General features: G+C 57.3%; 19 protein-coding genes. 7 read left to right on the top strand and 12 right to left on the bottom strand.

The window, feature by feature from the left end; translation table 11 throughout:
* Nucleotides 1–261: 261 nt before the first annotated feature.
* Nucleotides 262–705, top strand: a complete 444-nt coding sequence (locus A7X65_RS43710) for a hypothetical protein (RefSeq protein ID WP_347336385.1) — start codon at nt 262–264, stop codon at nt 703–705.
* Between the two features lie 108 nt (nt 706–813).
* The gene (locus tag A7X65_RS43160) at nt 814–939 is read left to right on the top strand and encodes a DUF3768 domain-containing protein (RefSeq protein ID WP_245323639.1); all 126 of its coding nucleotides are present in this window, start codon (nt 814–816) and stop codon (nt 937–939) included.
* 252 nt (nt 940–1,191) lie between these two features.
* Here the strand turns inward: A7X65_RS43160 and A7X65_RS19725 are convergent, their stop codons facing one another.
* Nucleotides 1,192–3,921 carry a TrlF family AAA-like ATPase gene (locus tag A7X65_RS19725; RefSeq protein WP_145669981.1) on the bottom strand — a complete coding sequence of 910 codons (2,730 nt, stop codon included), beginning with the start codon at nt 3,919–3,921 and terminating at the stop codon, nt 1,192–1,194.
* Between the two features lie 336 nt (nt 3,922–4,257).
* Between A7X65_RS19725 and A7X65_RS43845 the strand changes: the two genes are divergently transcribed.
* From A7X65_RS43845 to A7X65_RS19710, 4 genes are all read left to right on the top strand, one after another.
* Nucleotides 4,258–4,419 carry a CopG family ribbon-helix-helix protein gene (locus tag A7X65_RS43845; RefSeq protein WP_082884990.1) on the top strand — a complete coding sequence of 54 codons (162 nt, stop codon included), beginning with the start codon at nt 4,258–4,260 and terminating at the stop codon, nt 4,417–4,419.
* A gap of 1,118 nt (nt 4,420–5,537) precedes the next feature.
* Nucleotides 5,538–6,254 (top strand): winged helix-turn-helix domain-containing protein, encoded by a 717-nt coding sequence (locus A7X65_RS19720; protein ID WP_061849748.1) that lies wholly within the window; start codon nt 5,538–5,540, stop codon nt 6,252–6,254.
* A complete protein-coding gene (locus tag A7X65_RS19715) occupies nt 6,251–7,696 on the top strand; it encodes a type II and III secretion system protein family protein (protein ID WP_061849749.1) in 1,446 nt (481 codons plus the stop codon). The genes A7X65_RS19720 and A7X65_RS19715 overlap by 4 nt, the downstream gene beginning before the upstream one ends.
* Before the next feature lie 8 nt (nt 7,697–7,704).
* On the top strand, nt 7,705–8,337 hold the full coding sequence (locus tag A7X65_RS19710) for a CpaD family pilus assembly lipoprotein (protein WP_061851341.1): 633 nt from the start codon (nt 7,705–7,707) through the stop codon (nt 8,335–8,337).
* Between the two features lie 175 nt (nt 8,338–8,512).
* Here A7X65_RS19710 and A7X65_RS19705 read toward each other — a convergent pair whose 3' ends face one another.
* The 11 genes from A7X65_RS19705 to A7X65_RS40690 form a co-directional block, all read right to left on the bottom strand.
* Nucleotides 8,513–9,550, bottom strand: coding sequence for an EscU/YscU/HrcU family type III secretion system export apparatus switch protein (locus A7X65_RS19705; RefSeq protein ID WP_063687580.1), 1,038 nt, complete (start codon nt 9,548–9,550; stop codon nt 8,513–8,515).
* Nucleotides 9,547–10,362 carry a type III secretion system export apparatus subunit SctT gene (sctT, locus tag A7X65_RS19700; protein ID WP_063687578.1) on the bottom strand — a complete coding sequence of 272 codons (816 nt, stop codon included), beginning with the start codon at nt 10,360–10,362 and terminating at the stop codon, nt 9,547–9,549. Before sctT ends, A7X65_RS19705 begins: the two co-directional genes overlap by 4 nt.
* Before the next feature lie 244 nt (nt 10,363–10,606).
* Nucleotides 10,607–10,882 (bottom strand): EscS/YscS/HrcS family type III secretion system export apparatus protein, encoded by a 276-nt coding sequence (locus A7X65_RS19695; protein ID WP_063687576.1) that lies wholly within the window; start codon nt 10,880–10,882, stop codon nt 10,607–10,609.
* 1 nt (nt 10,883) lies between these two features.
* A complete protein-coding gene (sctR, locus tag A7X65_RS19690) occupies nt 10,884–11,549 on the bottom strand; it encodes a type III secretion system export apparatus subunit SctR (protein ID WP_063687574.1) in 666 nt (221 codons plus the stop codon).
* Entirely contained in the window at nt 11,542–12,660 is a 1,119-nt protein-coding gene (sctQ, locus tag A7X65_RS19685; RefSeq protein ID WP_347336384.1) for a type III secretion system cytoplasmic ring protein SctQ, read from the bottom strand. The genes sctR and sctQ overlap by 8 nt, the downstream gene beginning before the upstream one ends.
* Nucleotides 12,660–13,211, bottom strand: a complete 552-nt coding sequence (locus A7X65_RS19680) for a hypothetical protein (protein WP_063687572.1) — start codon at nt 13,209–13,211, stop codon at nt 12,660–12,662. Before A7X65_RS19680 ends, sctQ begins: the two co-directional genes overlap by 1 nt.
* Nucleotides 13,187–14,494, bottom strand: a complete 1,308-nt coding sequence (gene sctN / locus A7X65_RS19675) for a type III secretion system ATPase SctN (protein WP_145669995.1) — start codon at nt 14,492–14,494, stop codon at nt 13,187–13,189. The genes A7X65_RS19680 and sctN overlap by 25 nt, the downstream gene beginning before the upstream one ends.
* A gap of 44 nt (nt 14,495–14,538) precedes the next feature.
* The gene (gene sctL / locus A7X65_RS19670; RefSeq protein WP_063687568.1) at nt 14,539–15,162 is read right to left on the bottom strand and encodes a type III secretion system stator protein SctL; all 624 of its coding nucleotides are present in this window, start codon (nt 15,160–15,162) and stop codon (nt 14,539–14,541) included.
* Nucleotides 15,159–15,713, bottom strand: coding sequence for a nodulation protein NolU (locus A7X65_RS19665; RefSeq protein ID WP_245323631.1), 555 nt, complete (start codon nt 15,711–15,713; stop codon nt 15,159–15,161). Before A7X65_RS19665 ends, sctL begins: the two co-directional genes overlap by 4 nt.
* Nucleotides 15,714–15,801: 88 nt before the next feature.
* On the bottom strand, nt 15,802–16,668 hold the full coding sequence (gene sctJ, locus A7X65_RS19660; RefSeq protein WP_063687564.1) for a type III secretion system inner membrane ring lipoprotein SctJ: 867 nt from the start codon (nt 16,666–16,668) through the stop codon (nt 15,802–15,804).
* 9 nt (nt 16,669–16,677) lie between these two features.
* The gene (locus A7X65_RS40690; RefSeq protein ID WP_245323628.1) at nt 16,678–17,193 is read right to left on the bottom strand and encodes a nodulation protein NolB; all 516 of its coding nucleotides are present in this window, start codon (nt 17,191–17,193) and stop codon (nt 16,678–16,680) included.
* Between the two features lie 224 nt (nt 17,194–17,417).
* Between A7X65_RS40690 and A7X65_RS19655 the strand changes: the two genes are divergently transcribed.
* Entirely contained in the window at nt 17,418–18,089 is a 672-nt protein-coding gene (locus tag A7X65_RS19655) for a secretin N-terminal domain-containing protein (RefSeq protein ID WP_063687843.1), read from the top strand.
* Nucleotides 18,090–18,172: the final 83 nt, after the last annotated feature.

Raw genomic sequence — 18,172 nt, 5'->3', positions numbered from 1 at the left:
TGCCACTCGCACCGAACGGCTCGTAATCTGGCGCGTGCGCCAACATTTTTCTGCAGAGCCCCCTCAAGGAGGTCCGCGGCTATTTGGCTGGCCGGTCTTTGAACGTACCGGTCGAATGACGCCTCGTGTGCCCTGGGTATAAGGAAGCGATGCCATGGCTTGGCGACGAAATACAACTTGGCCAGAGCTGCGGTGTATTGACCCTGCCCGGCGCCCGCCCACAGCAGTTTCGTTCTCGGCTGGCCCGGCGAACGGCCCCTGATGCCCCTGGAATTCCATCGTGCAGTCGAAGACATGGAGATATGGAACGCAAGTAGCAACGACTATTCGTTCGTGATCAGCTTCCAGAGCCCGACTGGTCCCGGCTTTTTCGGAAGGTTGGGCTACGTGGCGTCGTGGCGTCCGCTCGACCTGAGCCGTGGCGCGATCAGGGTTCTAGGCTCGCCCCTCCAAAGCTTCGCTGAGGCCGAGGACGCCTGTAACACCATGCTGACTTACCTCGAGGACGAAACGGATACCGAATCGCCGGACGTGTGGTCGGCGCAATGTGACAACGATTGTCCGAATTGCGGCGCGCCTTATGTGACGCCGTACAAGAGCGAAGCCGCGGAGGAGAGCCATGATGAATATGATCGCATTCCTCAACGAGGAGTTCCGTCGCACGTTCCACGGTGGCAAGGTCATGATGACAATGGGTGTTGCTGAGTTGCCAGAGCGCGTGGTGGCTGAGGCGCTTGTCCGCGTGGCGAATTTCTCGAGGTTTACGTCCGAAACGATCGACATGGCGAGCACGACTTCGGGAGCTTCGAGCTCGTGGGTCGGAAGTTCTTCTGGAAGATCGACTACTACGATGAAGATATGCGGTACGGCTCAGAAGATCCGAGCGATCCGAAGCGAACCTTGCGTGTGCTCACGCTGATGCTTTCAAGCGAGTACTGAATAGAGCAAGAAGTCACCGCCCCCATCTAGACGAAGCGGATGGATGCTCCAACAGGAGAGCACCGTTGCGGGGAACATCGGAAGGCCTGCCGGACCCTTGCGGGTTGGGCGCCCGATCAGTGCGGATCTTTCCTCGGATCAATTGTCCAGCCCTCGCTTTTGCGAGGGGTTTTTTTATCGTTCCTGTTTCATTACAGGGAGGTCCTGCACCGCGGCAAAGCGAACTAGCATCGGGCACCCACGCGCGATTGGCTAGAAGCCGTACTTCCGCTTTCGGAACTCGAACGCTTCCTGGCCGCCCTCCAGTAGATCTTTGATCATTTCCTTGATGGCGGGCGTGTCGATCGATCCGCATAGATGGTCGGGGATCGTCGCGTGCTCGATGCCGCCCTCCACCACGGGTGTCAGGCCAGCAATCTGCTCGGCGTCTCCGAGAACCGGAATATTAGCGTTGTGCGTCGAGAAGATGAATTGCCGCTTTTTCTTCTCGTCTCGCATGGTCAGAACGATACAATCCGCAATGAACCGGTTGTCGAGATCGTCTTCCGGTTGATCGACTATCAACGGCGCATCAGATTCAAGGAGAAGGAGAAGGAGCACGGCTGTCGCCTTCTGACCAGTCGAGAGCTGGGCAAGTTCTTTCCAGGTTTGAACCTTCTCATTGCCGACGTTCAGTTCCAGCGCAGCCTCGGCCGGCACTTCACACTCCTCAATCTCCAGAGCGAGCGACGAGCCTCCTTGCGCCATCCGCTCGGCAGCGTTCTGTGAGAACCCGTATTTGCTCACAAGCGCAGCGGGTCCTTCGGCGACTGCCGACCCCAGATCAGTTAAGCTCAAGTCGCTGTTTGCGCGGAGCCGCTCAAGCGGTTGAGTGAAATTCCCTGAGCAATGTTTGCGAATTACCGTCTCCACCTGGTCGAGCGTCGCGCTTGGACGTACGCTGACGCGTACGCGATCTTTCAGGTGTTTTGAGACCTTGCGGGCCGCCTTTTGAAGCTCACGATAATCTTCTGCCTTTGCGGCGTCCCACTTGGCCAGCAACTCGCGTCTAACCTTTTGCAGTCCCGTCAGGGCCTTCTTGCGCGCCTTGAGTTCGACCTCCTTCGGCTTCAGGCGCTCGACTTGGTTCTTGTATTGAACGAACTTGTCGGCGTCGTGTCCCTCCGCCTTCAATTGCTTGAGTGTCTTCTGATAGAGCTCGTTTGCCACCGTTTGTTTCGGCGTCCATTCAGTCTTGATCGCCTCAACGGCCTTGGTTGCGTCCTTTACGGCGGCCTCGATGGTCTTGCCGGCGGCAGCGATCTTCTGAAGTAGTTCCTTCTGGACCTTATCTAGCTTCGCGACGATCGCGCCGTTGGGAAGCTCCTTGGCATCTTCCCCAACAATCGGTCCATCCGCCGTCCCGTCGGCGAGAACGTCGGCGGCGAGATTTCCAGCGTCCGCGACCATTTCCAGGGCGGTTTCGAACAGTCTACCTTCCTTGTCGATCTGGGTCTTGTCCTTAAGCTTCTCATCGAGACCGGCAGCCGCAAATCGCTTGAGATGCTCCTTGAGCGTCGGCAGCGCCGCAAGTGCCTCCTCGATGCGACCGACCTCTGTTTCCTCTGTCGTGATTGCCGCTCGTGAGCGCTCCAGCTCCTCGCGCAGACCGGCCTTGGCACCCGACTTGTCCGTGGACGGTTCCGTAAATCGGCGCAGCAACTGGGCGAGCTTCTCGGGGAATCTAGTCAGTTCAGAAATTTCGTGCTGACCGTAGACCTCAAGATTTCCGAGGACAGACTGAGGCTTAACGTTCTGCAAGAGCTCACCGCTTTGGTCGCGGACGCGGGCCTTGCTGCCATAGATGCGCTCGACTAAGTAATATTGAGGCGACGGGCGCGGTGAGCGTAGCAAAACCGAGATCGTCGTGCCCTGCCCTAGCGCGCTCTTGATGATGCTGTCATGCAAACGTTTTGCTTCGTCGCCCTTGGGCGCAAGCTCGAATGCATACCGCAAGCTTTCGATGAGGGTGGATTTTCCCGCCCCTCGGCCGCCGATCAGGGCATTGAGAGATTCGTTGAACCGGAGAGATTGACCGTCGAGCAATCCGCCCGCCCAGAACAAAGCGATCAGCTCGGTATGCGGCGTCGGAGCCGGGTCGCTGTTGAGGCGGATGCGAGAATCGCAATCAAGAAACGCTTGGCGCAGTCCCTCGATCGAGGGAACAACCATCTTGATCCAGGTGGTCGTGCTCGGATCAGAGAGCGCAGCCGGGTCGCTCACATCATTGGCGTTGATGGCGGCCACAATGCGAGGCCGCGCGTGCGCCGAGTCCTTGTTAGCGATGATGTCGCGACAATTCTCTGGCGCGTCGCCACGCGGGCCAGGCAATGCGATTGCGAGAAGATCGGGGTTGGCCCACACGCGTGCTCGGGGCTGACCTTTCAACGTCGTCAGCAGGCCAGAGGGACTGCACGCGTGGGCGGCGACCGTGATCCCGCCCCTCTTGGGGATTTCCTGCAGAAGGTACTCGCACGTCTTGTCCGACTGCGGCGACTCGGCTGTGAGATCCGTCACACCGCAAGCGCCGATCGTCCGTTCCAATTCGCTGTGGCTGGTAGAGCCAGGAAACAGACAAAGCAGATGCACGCCTTCGCTGGAGCTCGCCTCGAAGCCAAGAAAGACGTGGACCCCAGCGGCGGCGAGGGCCGCGGCGAGCGTTTGCGAGGTCGCGATCCGGAAGTGGTCGGTGATGCCGACGACCTCGATCCCTTCCTTGAGGCACGCTTTGACGATCGCGTCGTTGTATTCTTGCTCGGTCTTGAACGCGGATTTCTTTGCGTGGCGTGTGGTATAGGCGAACGGGTTGACCTGGAGTGCGCACTTGAAAAAGCGCGCGCCTGACGGCTTAGCTACGGCATTGCGAATACCCTCTGGTACCGCGCCGTGACCCATGAGGCCTGCGAGTTGGGGATCGGGCGAATCGCCCATAGAGCTGTGCATGCACTGCATATTACTCCCGCCGACAGGCCTAAACCAATCTTCAATTAGAAGTGGTCCAAATTCCGGGGCCCGCCTGCTACGTCAACGACCGGTTCACGGATTTCGAACCGGTCGCAAGATAGACGGCGCCTCCAGATTTACTGTGAGCAGTGTTGACAAGGCATCACTTTCCGGTTGACACTAACCTCTTCGAACGTCGTCGACAAATCCCAGCCGAGTGTTACTTGTTCGTACTTAGTACAACACGCAAGATAGCTCGCAGCTGTGTCGTGTTTTGCCGATTTGGCAAAATCGCCAATCGAGCATCAGAGAGGCGCGACCGCTAGATTCCGACTTATGTCCCGCACCACGTCAATATTCTCGGTTTCTTTGCCACCCGAGATGCTGGAAGAGCTCGAGCAAGTGCGGAAGGTGGAGCGCCGCACTCGATCCGAGCTTATACGCGAAGCGCTACGCTGGTACTTCAGAACGAACACGTTCACACGTTCGGCTGGCTAAGATGCCTGCGAAACAGCATAATTAAGCTATGGCGATCGCATCACTGTGTGTCCAACTTGCACTGCTCATCATTTGGATTTTCTGCTTACATCGACCGCACCTACAACAGCAGTTGCTCCGTAGATATCCCTCCTTCTCAAATCCGCCAAAGGCTCACGCTGCCTCACTCTCCGCTGTCGCGCTCACAATCGCATTGGGCGAATAGCCTGGATGTCGTCCGCTGTTTGCTGGGTTTGCGGCGCGCAGACTTGTCCCCTCGCGCAGCCTTCTAATCACGTGGCGAAGCAATTGGCGTGCCGCACGTCGGAACGATGCCGAGCGAGGCACAGCAACCGCGGCGGACAGCTGACCTAGCTTCTCAAGGCGTGCTGTCTGATACCAAAAGGGTCGAAGATCGCGGCGGTGAAAATGACCGCTCACATGGCGGACCTCATGACGGGCAGTGCGATGCCAATCGATCGGCTCTAGATAGGCTTGCGGCGGGGCCCCTACACGTTTCGGTGCATAGAAATACGATCGCCGCTGAATCAAAGCCGGTCGGCTTGATCAGGGCTTCGACAGCTGGTTCGACGAGTCGCTGTGGCAGCGCTGGCCGCGATTTTCGCAGAGCCGTCGCACTGGCATTGAAGACCGCAAAGCGCCTTGAGGAACGGAATTGCTAGCGCTTCTTAACCGGCGTCTGCAGCTCAGCAGCGATGCGAGATGCTCCAGGTTCTGTCGTCCGGCGCTTCACGCTCAAGTATCAGATCGTTGCTACCCCTCCATTGCTATTGCTTGTGATGGACTGTAATTGCCATTGCTTGACGTCGTCGGCTTGCGCTGAAGCCGGGATTCGTTCTGTGATCCTGACGCGGCTCGCTGACTACGTGCATTTCGCTACGACCCATTCGCCGGTTGGATGCCTACCATAAAAAAAAACGATTTTGCCGATCTTACCTGAAGCCCCATAAGTCATGGCCGCGCTTTAGAAGGAGCAATCAGGAACTCGTGCGATTGAATTCTCTCTTCAGTCTGTTGCTCTCCAACTCGACCTGCTCGAGCATGTGGTGGGTTCACCGACGTTCGTTGTCGATCGTAATGCGCCCAGGTCCTGGCGCAGTCGCAAGATAGGCGATGATATGCGAATTCTCCTGGTAGATCGCGATGCCGCCTTTGTGCGAGCCGCCAAGGAAACAATGTTGGTTCGCGGTTTTGCCGTTGATGTAATCCACACGCTTGACGAAGCGGAGACGGCGCTAGGTTGCGCCAGCTATCACATTCTTTTGCTCGAATTGGTTCTGCCGGATGGAAATGGCTTGGACTGGCTGAAACAATTGAGACGCGAAGGATGTTCAATGCCCGCCATGATCATGAGCAGCCTCAACGATCTCGGCACCCGGATTGCGATATTCAATGGTGGTGCCGACGATTTCCTGCCCAAACCGGTGTCTTTCGATGAGCTCATCGCTCGCATGCGCGCCATTTTGCGACGATCGACGCAAATGACGGCCCCCGTCGTCTCCTTCGGCAACTTACATTTCGATCCTATCGGACGGCAAGTCTCAATTGGCGATCGGCCATTGAGAATTGCACGCCGCGAAGTCTGCATTCTTGAACATCTGTTGAGCCGAGCAGGCCGCACCGTGCCGCGGGCGTCGCTGGAGGAAGGCCTCTATGCGTTCGACGACGAAGTCTCAACCAATGCCTTAGAAGTGGGGATCTATCGGTTGCGGACACATTTGAACAAGTCGGGCGCGACGCTACGGATCAAAACCGCGCGGGGCGTCGGCTACGCGCTTGAACTGAAGAACGATCCGCTGCCGCGCCGATCAAACTTGAAAACGACGCTCCCTTGAAGTTCGCCCTTGATCTTCGCAGTCGACGGCCGGTCGCGGTTACAGCCACGTTTCTTGCGTGCCTTCTGTATGCCGTATGCACGGTCCCTCTCGTTCTTGCTCCCACTTCCGCAGCTCAGATAAAGCGCGACTCTAATCAGGGTGCGCCGCGCGCGACGGCTGACAGCCTTAGCGGAACTTTGAATCTTTCCTCCTCGCAGGGCAAGACCGTTCATCTTCCGGCGGCAGCTGCCAGCATATTTGTTGCCGACCCGACGATAGCCGACTACCAGGCGCCATCGAATACGACCATCTTCGTCTTTGGGAAAAAGTCAGGACGGACCAGCCTGTTCGCTTTGAACGACAATGGAGAGGCGTTAGCCGAGTTTCGCGTTGTCGTCACCCAACCTGTCGAGGATCTGCGTGCCGCACTGAAGGCCGAGCTCGGAGACTATCCGATCCAAGTCACTTATACGCCGCGTGGCGCCATTCTTAGCGGGACAGCGCCTAGTGCAGACGTCGTCGAGCGTGCCAAGAAGATCACAGAGCAGTTTCTGGGGGCGGGCGCGCTGGTCGTCAACAAGATCCAGGTCGCGGGCTCATTACAGGTTAATCTGAGCGTGCGCGTGGCGGAGGTCTCACGCAGTGCCATGAAGGAGCTTGGCATCAGCCTTTCTGCATCGGGTCAAAACGGCGCGGTCGTTTTCGGGTTTAGCAGTGGCAAGCCTGGCGGTTCCGGTGCGAGTCAGGGCGGCGGCACGGCAAGTATCGGATTTGGCGCTGGCGGCACGAACATCAGTGCTGTTCTTGACGCACTCGCCAACGAGCACCTCGCGTCAGTGTTGGCGGAGCCAAATCTTACCGCAATGTCCGGCGAATCAGCAAGCTTCCTCGCAGGCGGCGAATTCCCAATACCGGTCATGCAGGACAATCGGCAAGTCTCAGTTCAATTCCGTCAATTCGGAATCAGCCTAGAGTTCGTTCCGACCGTTCTCAACAATAATCAGATCAATATCCGCGTGAAGCCTGAAGTCAGCGAGTTATCGAAAGAAGGTGAGGTCAGCATCAACGGAATGTCTCTGCCCGGCCTCTCCACGCGACGTGCCAGTACTGTCGTCGAGCTTGCCAGCGGTCAAAGCTTTGCAATCGGGGGGCTGATCAGGCGCAATTTCAACACGGACATCACCACGTTTCCTGGGTTAGGCGATGTGCCGATCCTTGGTGCGCTGTTTCGCTCCTCCTCATTTCAGAAGCAGGAGACGGAACTCGTCATCGTTGTTACCCCCTACATCGTGCGGCCAGCATCGTCTGCCGGCAAGATAAGCGCGCCGACTGACCGCATCCGACCACCATCAGACGCGGGGCGAACGTTGACGAATACGTTGGCAAGCTCGCCGCGAGGCCGGGATGCTCCCCGCACCGAACCAGGCGCAACCGGCGCGGCCGGCTTAACTATTGAATGAGAACCGCGATGAGCCTGCGAAACCTGGGCCACCTGATCGCTGTCGCGGCAACCGTGGGCGGATGCACACATACTGATGCGACCTATTCTGGGACGCCTGAGCAAGGAATCCAGGTGGAGCAGAAGACAGCGGTCTTGCGACTACAGGCTCTCGGTCGTGCCGAGAGGTACGGTCTGCGTGATTTCATTGCGAATGCCAGTCGCGGTCGACGGGATGCACTCCATCTGGAGGTCAGTGGCTCGCCCCGGCTGGTTACGCAGGTGGCACACGAGGCACGCACGATGGGCGTTCCATCTTATAATATTCGCCTGTCCGCTTTCCCGGTAGGTCTGCCCTCCCATTTCGGCGTCCGAGTCGAAGCGATCACCCACGAAGCACATCCTCCGGTCTGTCCAAGCCTTTCAATCGTCGGCCCTTCAGTGGACGACAATTCTTTCAATCCAACGCTTGGCTGCTCGATCCGGAATAACCTTGGCGTCATGCTCAATGATCCGGCCGACTTGTTGGAGAATAACGCTGTCATGTCAACCAGCGGTGATCGCGCGGTAGCTCCCCTTACCGCACGGGGGAGCGTCACGCCGGGCAACAAGAGCAACTCGGAAGACGAAAGTCACACCCGGGTTCCCGCAGAAGCCCAATGAGCGGCTCGTACCTGCGCAGAATGAGCATTGGTTGCCACCGTCGACCATTTCGGTAGTCCTCTAAGGCGTGGGCCGCCACAGCAGCTACCCTTCCTCGCGTCGGTTTCAGACCCCGCCAAGCCCGTCAGTTGGGGTCTTTGACTGCGCCGCCCGAATGCATCGAGTTTCCGTGAAGCTAGGCCAGGCCGGCTGCAAAAACTGCCTGAGCGACCCTCTCAAAACACTCCATCGGAACGGCCTTGCCCATCGTAGCCTTTCGAATCAGCTGCCGCGCCAGCGCGGGGTCCCGGATAATACTCAGATGCAGGGTCCGCGCCTGGTCAACCAACCGCGAAGCAGGTTCGCCCTCGGCGCGGCAAACCAATACAGGGACTCCAGTCTCCCCGCGAACATAGCGCAGCCCAATCAATATCGCCGGTCCCGTCAGTATTAATGTAGCGCGATGGATGCCGAGTGGCGCCTCGTTCGCCGATTCGCGACGGAGGCGACGGTGTTCACCCTTTATCTGAGGATTGCCTTCCTGTTCCTTAGTTTCGCGTTTTGCTTCGCTCTGTGTCATGCGCATGTCACGCAAGAACAACCACCGCTGAATTAGCAGATCGGTCAAGCCGCCGATCAGAAATGCCCCAGCAGCGATCTCAATCACAAACTTGAACTCTTTGAAGACAAAGCCAAAACAACCCAAACCGCAGATAGGCAAGTATACCAGCGCCTTCCAAGTCGCGATTACGGTGAAAAGCAGGATTGCGCCGAGAACGAACACTTTGATCAGCGACTTACAAAGCTCGACAAGCGATCTCTGAGAAAAAAGTCGTTTCAGTCCTTTGATAGGATCTAATTTCTCAAGACTTGGTTTTAGTGGCTCCACGGAGAGCGTCAGCCCACCATTAGCCAAGACACTGGCGAGGATGCCCGCAGCCACGGCCGCACCGATGATTGGGCCAACGCTGATCATCGAAAGTTCGATCAATCCGACCAATGCCTGCTGGACCGCACTATTGAATGGCTGCCCCTGCAACTTGTCGACGAGCTGCACCCCTTCACGCCATACGTCTTCGATCGAGCCCGCTCTGAGGCATAAGCAGCCGAACCCGGCGCAGATGCTGAGCGCGCTCACAAAGTCATTGCTGCGAGGGATCTGTCCTTTCTTGCGCGCCTGCCGTAACTTCTTAGGAGTTGGCGGAAGCTTTTTTTCTTCGCCCGAATCGTTCATTTGAAGAACTTCTCGAGCCACTCCAGCACGCCGTAGAACTGGATAATCTCCGCTCCCATATATTCAATGAGGAAGACGGTGTAGCTGAGCATGATGACCCCAAAGGCGACATTCTTGATGATGGCGGAGAGATCGTTCAGCTTAATCTGCGGCGCAAAGCGCCCAAGCAACATGAGAGATACCTCAATTAAGAGCAGCGGAGCCAGCACGGGTCCCGAGACCAGCAGGGTCGTGTACATGATATGGTCGAGAAGCGTTATAAACTCCATTGCGCCTTGCAGGGTCAGGGACGGTAGTAACCGATACACGGGCCAGATCAGATAGCTGCCATAAAGGCATTTGACTATCGTCTGCAGACCTCCAGACAGAACGAAAATCGTAACCGCAGCAGTACCAAGAAAAAGACCCGTGGCCGAGGCTTGGCTGCGCGTCGCAGGATCGTCCAGCTGGTTCGAAACACCTCGCTGGGTGTCGATGATTTCGCCAACTGCCTGTATGCTCCATAGCGGTACGCTTAGTAACATCCCGAAAACCAGGCCGATAAATATCTCCTTGAGACCAAGGAAAGCGACGGCGATCATACGGGTGGCCGGATCCAGCGTTTGCAATCCGGCTTCTATATGCGCAAGGCATGGCAGACCCATCACGATCGTCAAGCTTGTGCGGATCATCCCGCTAATGTGGGGGCGGGTAAATACGGGAAGCACCAACATAATGCCGAGGGCCCGGGCCGCACTAAGGCCGGCTGCAACGACGAATTCAAGCGCGGTCTGGATTAGACTTAGCGTCTCGGTGGGTGGCAAGCCATTCATTTGATGTGCTGGTACGCCTGAGCCAATCCAAGGCAGCTCCGCTCGCTGCGCCATGATGTTTGACGTGACAAAGCCTCAGAGATCGACGGCCGGGTGGCCCCTTACGTGAGTACGGCCGAACCGGGTCCTGCGCGGTGCGCTCACGTTTCCATAGTTCATGCTTGCGGCTAACGCTCGATAAGCCTACGCAGTCCCTACAGTCCACCAGTGAGGCTTCACCACAAACTTCGCCTTGGATTCTCTCCTAATATCTCGATGTGAGGGAGGGAAATTCAGCGAAGATATGTTGGGCTTGTTCGATAAGGGGGGCGCTTAGCACCGGAGAAAACAGAATGAGCACGGCGACAACGACGAGGAGCTTCACGGTAAGAGGCAAGGTTTGATCCTGGAGCTGTGTTGCCGCTTGGAGGATGCCAACACCCAATCCGGCCACGAGAGCCGCCAAGAGCGGTGGCAGAACCCAAATCATAAAGAGGACGAGAGATCGGCTCAAATAAGTAAGAATGCTGGCTTCGTCCATATTAACCTCCGGGCGTGGCGTAGCTTAAGACCAATCCATGCATGAGCCGCGACCATCCGTCGATCGTGACGAACAGAAAGAGCTTAAAGGGAACAGATATCATTGTGGGCGACACCATTGACATGCCCATGGCCATCAAGATCGTCGTTACAATTAGATCAATCGTTATGAATGGAAGATAGAGAAGGAAACCGATTTCAAACGCACGTTTAAGTTCTGAGATTAGAAACGACGGTACAAGGATCGCAAAGTCATCCGTTGTTGCCTTACTGCGCATCTCCTCAGACCAAACCTGTTCTGTAGAAGAAAGGAAAAACGTGCGCTGCTCCTCAGAGGTGAACTTTTTCAGGTGAGCGCGCAGCGGCTCACTCCCTTCCTTTGCGGCTGTCGCCCAGTCCTCGAGGGTTTGATAGTGAAGTTGCGGGTCCGTAACGCGGTTGCAAATCTGCTCCAACACTGGAGCGCTAATGAAGACGGTAAGGATCAACGCAGCACCGTACAGAACGATGTTCGGCGGTATGGACTGGGTCCCGAGTGCGTTACGCACGAGGAAGAGAACGACAGAAACCTTTAGGAACGCCGTCGTTGTGACGACTGCGAACGCCAGCAGACCGAGGCCGATCGTCAGTGCAACAAGTGCAAGGATGCTTGGCTGAATGTCAGTCATTGACTGCCAACCTGCCACGTAGCCTGATAGCCAATTCCTCCCCGACACGCACGATGTCGCCCTGACCGATCAATCGACCATTGGCAACAATGTCGACCGGACCGTCAAGGGGGCGGCCAAGTTCGAACACATGTCCTTCGTTGACGCCCCTCAGCGTACCCAGCGGGATTGGCCAACGGCCGCATTCGAACACCAGCGTAATCGCGATACTGTCGATGTCGGTTTCCGAAAGGGAGGTGGGTGGCTGTGCTTGGTTTCGTGTCGTCATACATGCACTCTTTAAAGGGTGGGGTTGCAGGCGGAACGGTCCCCGCAGGATCAGTCTGTCGTCAGCGACCTCGGCCGGGGTCCACAATTTGTCGGCAGTGAGAATGACCTGGCCGCGTGCAAGGGGAATGACCTCCGGCAACAGCGCGTCGCCAGCTTGTGCTTGTCGAACAAGCCCAACGGACACGCATAGCGAGCCAATTTCTCCGGCAACCATGATAGGCAATTCCGGAGAAAGCTTATGCATCTCTCGGGGCAATTGGCCAAGCAACTCGCCTAACGTACAGAATGCAGGCGGGACCCGACCGTCGAGGGACGAGAATAGGAAAAGGCGCGCCTTGCTCGTAAGCGACCCGTAGGCGATGTCCAGTTCCAGATGAGGGCCTTGCGTCGTTGCTTCGTCGATCCGGATAACTTGCAAATCTTGCGCTAACAAGTTCTCCAGTTGAACGAGCAACGGTTCAAGCGCAAGTTCGAGGACGAGAGAGCGGGCTGGGTCCGAAGGTAGGCTAAGGCCATGCTGCACCGTCGAAATCAGCGACAACACCAGCGGGCGTGGCAACGAGAAGATGGCCGTTTCGGTCCCGATGCGAAATACGCAGTCGAGCATCGACGCCGCCGATGGCTGTGCCTGCCAGACGAGCCGGTTCATCCGCATCGATATCGGCGTATCGCCAAGGTGGCTCTTCAGAATCGTGCGTCGAGCGGCGATCTCATTGAGCCATGAGACAACGGTATGCGACAATCTTACCGGAGGATCGAACAGAGCGGGTTCACCCAGCACATTATCGGCGCTCAATTCCACAGAAGGGGAAGTTTGCTCCGGCATAAGACAAGCAGCCATCAGATTGGATCGCCAAAGATTGAATCGCCAGCCGCCCTGCTGCGCGATCCGCCCTTGTACCGCAGCAAGATGTCATCGTCCGTTTCGATTTCAGCTGCGTACTCGGAACGAGCATTGGTCGTGCGCTGAGCATCGCACTCAATCTTCTGCCATTTCTGACTCGCCGCCGAACGCTTGGCCCACACGGCCCACGCCTCATCAACCGCGGCCTGGACCTCATCTTGAGTGATGCGCGCCTGTTCAAGCGCCTGACGTGCCACAGCGATCTCAGCCGTGAGTCGCCCAATGGCGAGATGGCACCGACGATCGAGTTCGCTGACGCACATCGTATCAGACAATGCCAAGGCCAGATAAAGTTCAGCTTCGAGCATTGCGCGGCGTTTCTCGGCGCTTACCAGATTCTCGGAGGCTCTCTCCACGGCTTCAACCGCGATCTGGCGTTTGGCTTGCATATTGGATAACTGACGAAGCGCGCTTCGCTCCCTCATGTCCTTCACCAGCCGCAATTTTGATGCTTCGAGCGGTTTCAAGCGATCAGACGCGACATCCACGTGACGGTCTCCTCAAAAGTGGACAGCTCATCCTGCCCCTGACGCAAGAAATTCAGCAGCTCCTCGATGGAGGCTATTGCGCGGTCAGTTAGCGGATCGCCCCCTTGCTTGTATTCACCGACCTTGATCAAGAACTCGGCCTCATTATAGCGCGAGAGCAGGTCACGGAAGACAGAGGCGGCCTTGCGATGTGGCACAGAGACGACCGCATCCATCACTCGACTTCGGCTCGACAGCACGTCGATGGCCGGAAAATGCTCTCGTGCGGCGAGCGCGCGTGAAAGGACGATATGACCATCGAGAATACCGCGAGACTCTTCGGCGATTGGATCGCCTGTGCCGTCACCTTCGACAAGCACGGTATAGAAGGCCGTGATCGAGCCGTGCTCGCCCATACCGGCACGCTCTAATAGACCCGGCAGCAACGCAAAGACGGACGGAGGAAAGCCGCGCCGCGTCGGAGGTTCTCCCGCGGCAAGCCCGATCTCACGCATCGCCCGGCTAAAGCGTGTCAATGAATCCATCATGAGAACGACGCGCAATCCCTGATCACGAAAGTACTCGGCGAGTGCCGTCGCCATATGAGCACATTGCGCGCGCTCGGTTGCTGATCGGTCGGAAGTCTCAACGACGGCAATCGTACGACCGAGTGCATCGCCAATATGGCGCTCGATGAATTCACGCACCTCACGTCCGCGCTCTCCTATGAGCGCAACTATGGTCACGTCGGCGGCCGCGCCTTTAACAATTTGTGACATTAGTGTCGACTTGCCGCAACCAGCGTCTCCATAGATCCCAATCCGCTGGCCTTCGCCACACGTCAGAAGTCCGTCGAGCACGCGGACACCGAGCGCAAAGGGCCGCTCAATGCCACGCCGCCTCATTGGGTTGGGCGCCCTACCCCGGAGGGGGCGAGTGTGAGCCGTCTTTATCGGACCCTTGCCGTCGAGGGGCCGGCCGAAGCTATCGATGACGCGGCCAAGCAAATCGGGGCCAACTGAGACTTCCTGCATCCGCCCGGTCGGCACCACTTCCGCGCGGTTAGACAGGCCTATCATGTCGCCGATTGGCGTGAGCAACACGCCCTCGGGGAGCAGACCGATAACCTCCGCCTCAAGTGACCATCCGGTATTGTGATCCTGCAACAGGCACAGTTCCCCAACACGGGCTCCCGGCAACACGGCATGAACCAAGGTGCCGACGGCCTTTGTGATCCGTCCGCGCACGGCGCGCGTATTGACGTGCTTTGCCGTAGATCTCAGAGATGATAACGCCGCGTGCATAGCTCCTTCACCAGCCGCATCGTCATGGTCCGTTGGTTGCGTGGTCAAGATTGGCCTTCCTGTGAAGACCGGCTAAGGCCCAGCCGCAATGTGCGGAGCTGCGCGGCAAGTCCTAGATCGACATTGCCAAACTCGCTCCACAATACACACTGATCCGGTGTCAGAGTCGGGTCCGAATCAATTCGAACTTTCGGTCGACCATCCGTTCCATCAAACGCCGCGAATTCGCGTATCAGCGCATCGGCGTTCACAGGACATACATGTAGACACACTTCCGCGCTGCCATATCTTTGCTCGATGGCATGACGAACGGACCTCACTAACAATTCGCCCGGATCGAAGGAGCCTACCAGGCCAGATAAGATCTCCATGACGAGCTGTGGCAATTCCTGTTCGAGCACGGCTTTTCGCCGCGCGACCTCACAAGCAACCCGGGCAACCAGCCGCGCCATTTCGTCCGAGCCTGTCCTCAGGCCTTCGGAGTGGCCGCGTGCCCGCTCGCGCTGATAAGCTTTGCTTGCCCAGTTGCGAACCTGCTGTAGATACCGCTCTGCTAGCGCGCGCGTCCGTACCGCATCGGACCAGATAGCAAGTTCCGAGGCTGGTATGAGGGGACCCAGCGGGCGTATCTGCGGGCGTTCTGGCAATGCTAGGTCATTCCTGGTCATGCGGGCCGTCTCTCCGCGGCCAATTGAGCCATCACCAAGGACAGCAATTGGCCTGCGGCCTCGTGGTGTTCGGCGGCTGGCTGCTCCGCGGCGGTCCCGACAGGCAAGCAGAGAAGCACGCGGGCACGGTCAAGTTCCGACGCTTGTTCGAGCCAGGCACCAAGGCAGGCATATCCGTCATGTTCAATCCGTTGCGAAAGTTGCTCCGGATCGACAACCGCTTCGGTTGCGACGGCACTGGACAAGTGTCGAATAGCGCAAAGATGTGCTTCCGCACCAATATTTTCGATCAGAAGAGCAAGATCATGCTTTGACACCAAGTTGAGCACCGAACGGGCGTGCCAGATACTGCCGGCAAGTAGTGACGCGCGACGCGGATCATGCCCGAGCAGAACGTCTCTTCCCCGGTTACTTCCGTTCGAGACCAGTTCACTGCCGAGCAGTAAAGCGGCTAGCCTTTCCTGCAGTCTGGGGGTTTTCTGCAACTGCAGCACGGTGGAAGGCGTCAGTAACGGATCGAGATGCGCGGCAAAACGGCTTGGATGGATCAAGGCAGCAAACTCGCGAGGGCGATCTGTATGTGGGCCTGGCGAACGATTTGGTTCTGTCGATGTCATCAATACTGCCACTAGATTCCGCCTATCTCGAATCCGAGTTCAGCTTTTTACCGGCAGTTTTGACCGCGCGCATACTCGCACCTGGGCCGAGATTTGCCACTTTCCGCAAGAATTGACCGAGCTGGCGCACACGCGTGCTCAGCAGCAAGTAGCATAAGACGCCCAAGGCGGCGCCGGCCCCTCCGATACCCACCGCAAGAAAGGGGGTCGACACAAGCTTGCCTGATTGCCCCGCAGCAGCTGCTGGCACAGACGACAGCTCATGTTGAGCCCGCTCAACCGGCACGAACACGACTGTTACCTTGTCGTATGATAGCCCTTCGATGCTGTTAGCGACGAGCATCTTGATCTGGGGTAGCAAGGCGGAGAGCTTTGCATTGGAGTCATGTCGAATAAAGACCGACGCCGAGGACGGAGTAGCATCTTGTCGCAAAAGGTCATTCTTCGGCAGAACAACATGCACACGAGCCGAGAGAACACCATCGATATCGTTGATCGTGCGCGACAACTCTTCGCTTAGAGCGTAAACATAGCGGGCGCGCTCCTCGACCGGGGAGGCAACCAGGCCCGCCCCCTTGAACACCTCCCCAAGGCTTTTGAAAGGTTGGCGCGGCAAGCCCTGGTCATTCAGCAGGTTGATCGAAAAGGCAAGTTGCTTTGCTTCGACTTGAATCGTGCTGGTACCATCCTTACCGACAACACGGACGGCATCGACGCCCTTGCTAAGGAGAAGAGCAAGCATTTCGTTGGCTTCGCGCTCCTGAACTTTAGTATAGAGGTCGGCCTTGCAACCGGCCAACGAGAGCAGAAGCGGGAATAGGAGAAATGCATGAAACCACCTTCCTGCCGGAGCCCCGAAATCGATCCTTCTCTGCGTCAAGAGAGCCATCGACGCCGCCTAGCCCGCTGATAGCAGCTTGTTCAGAGATGAACTTACGGCGCCAGCACTCTTGGAAACGAGCGAAACCTGAATGACACCGTTGTAAGCATCCTTCAGATTTGCCAATGTCGATTGGAAATGATCCACGTCTTCCGGCTTGCCGACCGGATGCATTTCAACTTCGTGCGAACGCAAGACCGGCCGCGCGGCCGGCCCAAATTCGAGACTCTTCGGACGAGCCGGGTCGCCGGCGGCCGCCGAAGGAAGTGCATTCGCAGAAAAAAGCCTGCCTCTGTGTATTGCAGAAAGATTCTGAAGAACGCGCTCGCCGAGCGGACTTGCCTGTGTGACGGCACGTTCAACTTCCGACGGAGCCGGCACGCCACCACTCACCGAAGAGGCCGGATCTTGCTTCGAAGCCGCCTGCGCAAGACTCTCATGAAACCTGTCTTGCGCCGATGAACAGACCTCAGAGGGACATTCAGCGGGGTTGGCAGAGATCGGTATAATGCCCAACATCGTAGAAGAAATCATTGCTCTCTCGTGATGAGATTAGCTGCGTTGCCGTCGTCGGCCCACGAGCCTAGAGAAGCCAGCTGACAAAAAGCTGACAGGAATCTCGAACACCGTCATTTAAAATTGCGCTTGGCTTCCAATTTGCGCCGAATTTTCGGCTTCAGATTGACGGACAAATTTTGGCGCGCGTTCTCTAGCGCCAAACACCGTTGATCCTCATCCGAGCCACGAGGCTGCAGATCTTGAAGAGCCTTCTATACATTGGAATTTTCATTTTTTTGGGTCTCGTTAGGGCTCTCGCCGCCCCGCTGTCGCTGCCATCGGCTCCCTATAGTTACACGGTTCTGGACCAGGACCTCGCGGCCGCATTGCAGGAGTTCGGCAACAATTTGAATATCCGAGTCAATGTCAGCCCCGAGGTGAAGGGACGAATTCGCGGGCGAATGCCGGACCTGGCACCGCGAGAGTTCCTGGACCGTTTGACTAATCTCTACAATCTTCAATGGTACTACGATGGGCTGGTGCTTTACCTATCCCACGCAAGCGAGGCGCAAAGCCGTCTGCTTGTCTTGAATCCGATCACTTTGAATTCGTTGAAGTCGGCATTGGATGCACTTAACATCTCCGACGAGCGCTACGTCGTGAGAGCCGCACCGGGAGATGGGCTCGTCTTCGCTTCCGGTCCCCCTCGGTTTATCGCGCTTGTGGACGAAACGCTCAAAGGCCTAGTGACGGAGGCACAGGCGCGGCCAAACTCCACGATGGTGGAAAAGCGGGCACACGAGTCGGTTTTGATGCTGTTTCGCGGGGCCTCAAGTACGGTCATTCGTGGTGGACGACCTGAAATCCCTCTCTCGTCTGCGGCGCCACAACATGACAGCGTCGTTCAGGCGCCTGGTCCAGGTCAGAGATGAGCTACGCCTGGATTGACTTGGGAAGGAGCGCAGTACGCTCGCCGTATGCTTGGTCAAGGTCAGCTTTCCGGTAGCTCCTGCCG

The sequence above is a fragment of the Bradyrhizobium stylosanthis genome (assembly GCF_001641335.1).
GTDB lineage: Bacteria > Pseudomonadota > Alphaproteobacteria > Rhizobiales > Xanthobacteraceae > Bradyrhizobium > Bradyrhizobium stylosanthis.
This window is presented reverse-complemented; position numbering and strand designations above follow the sequence as displayed.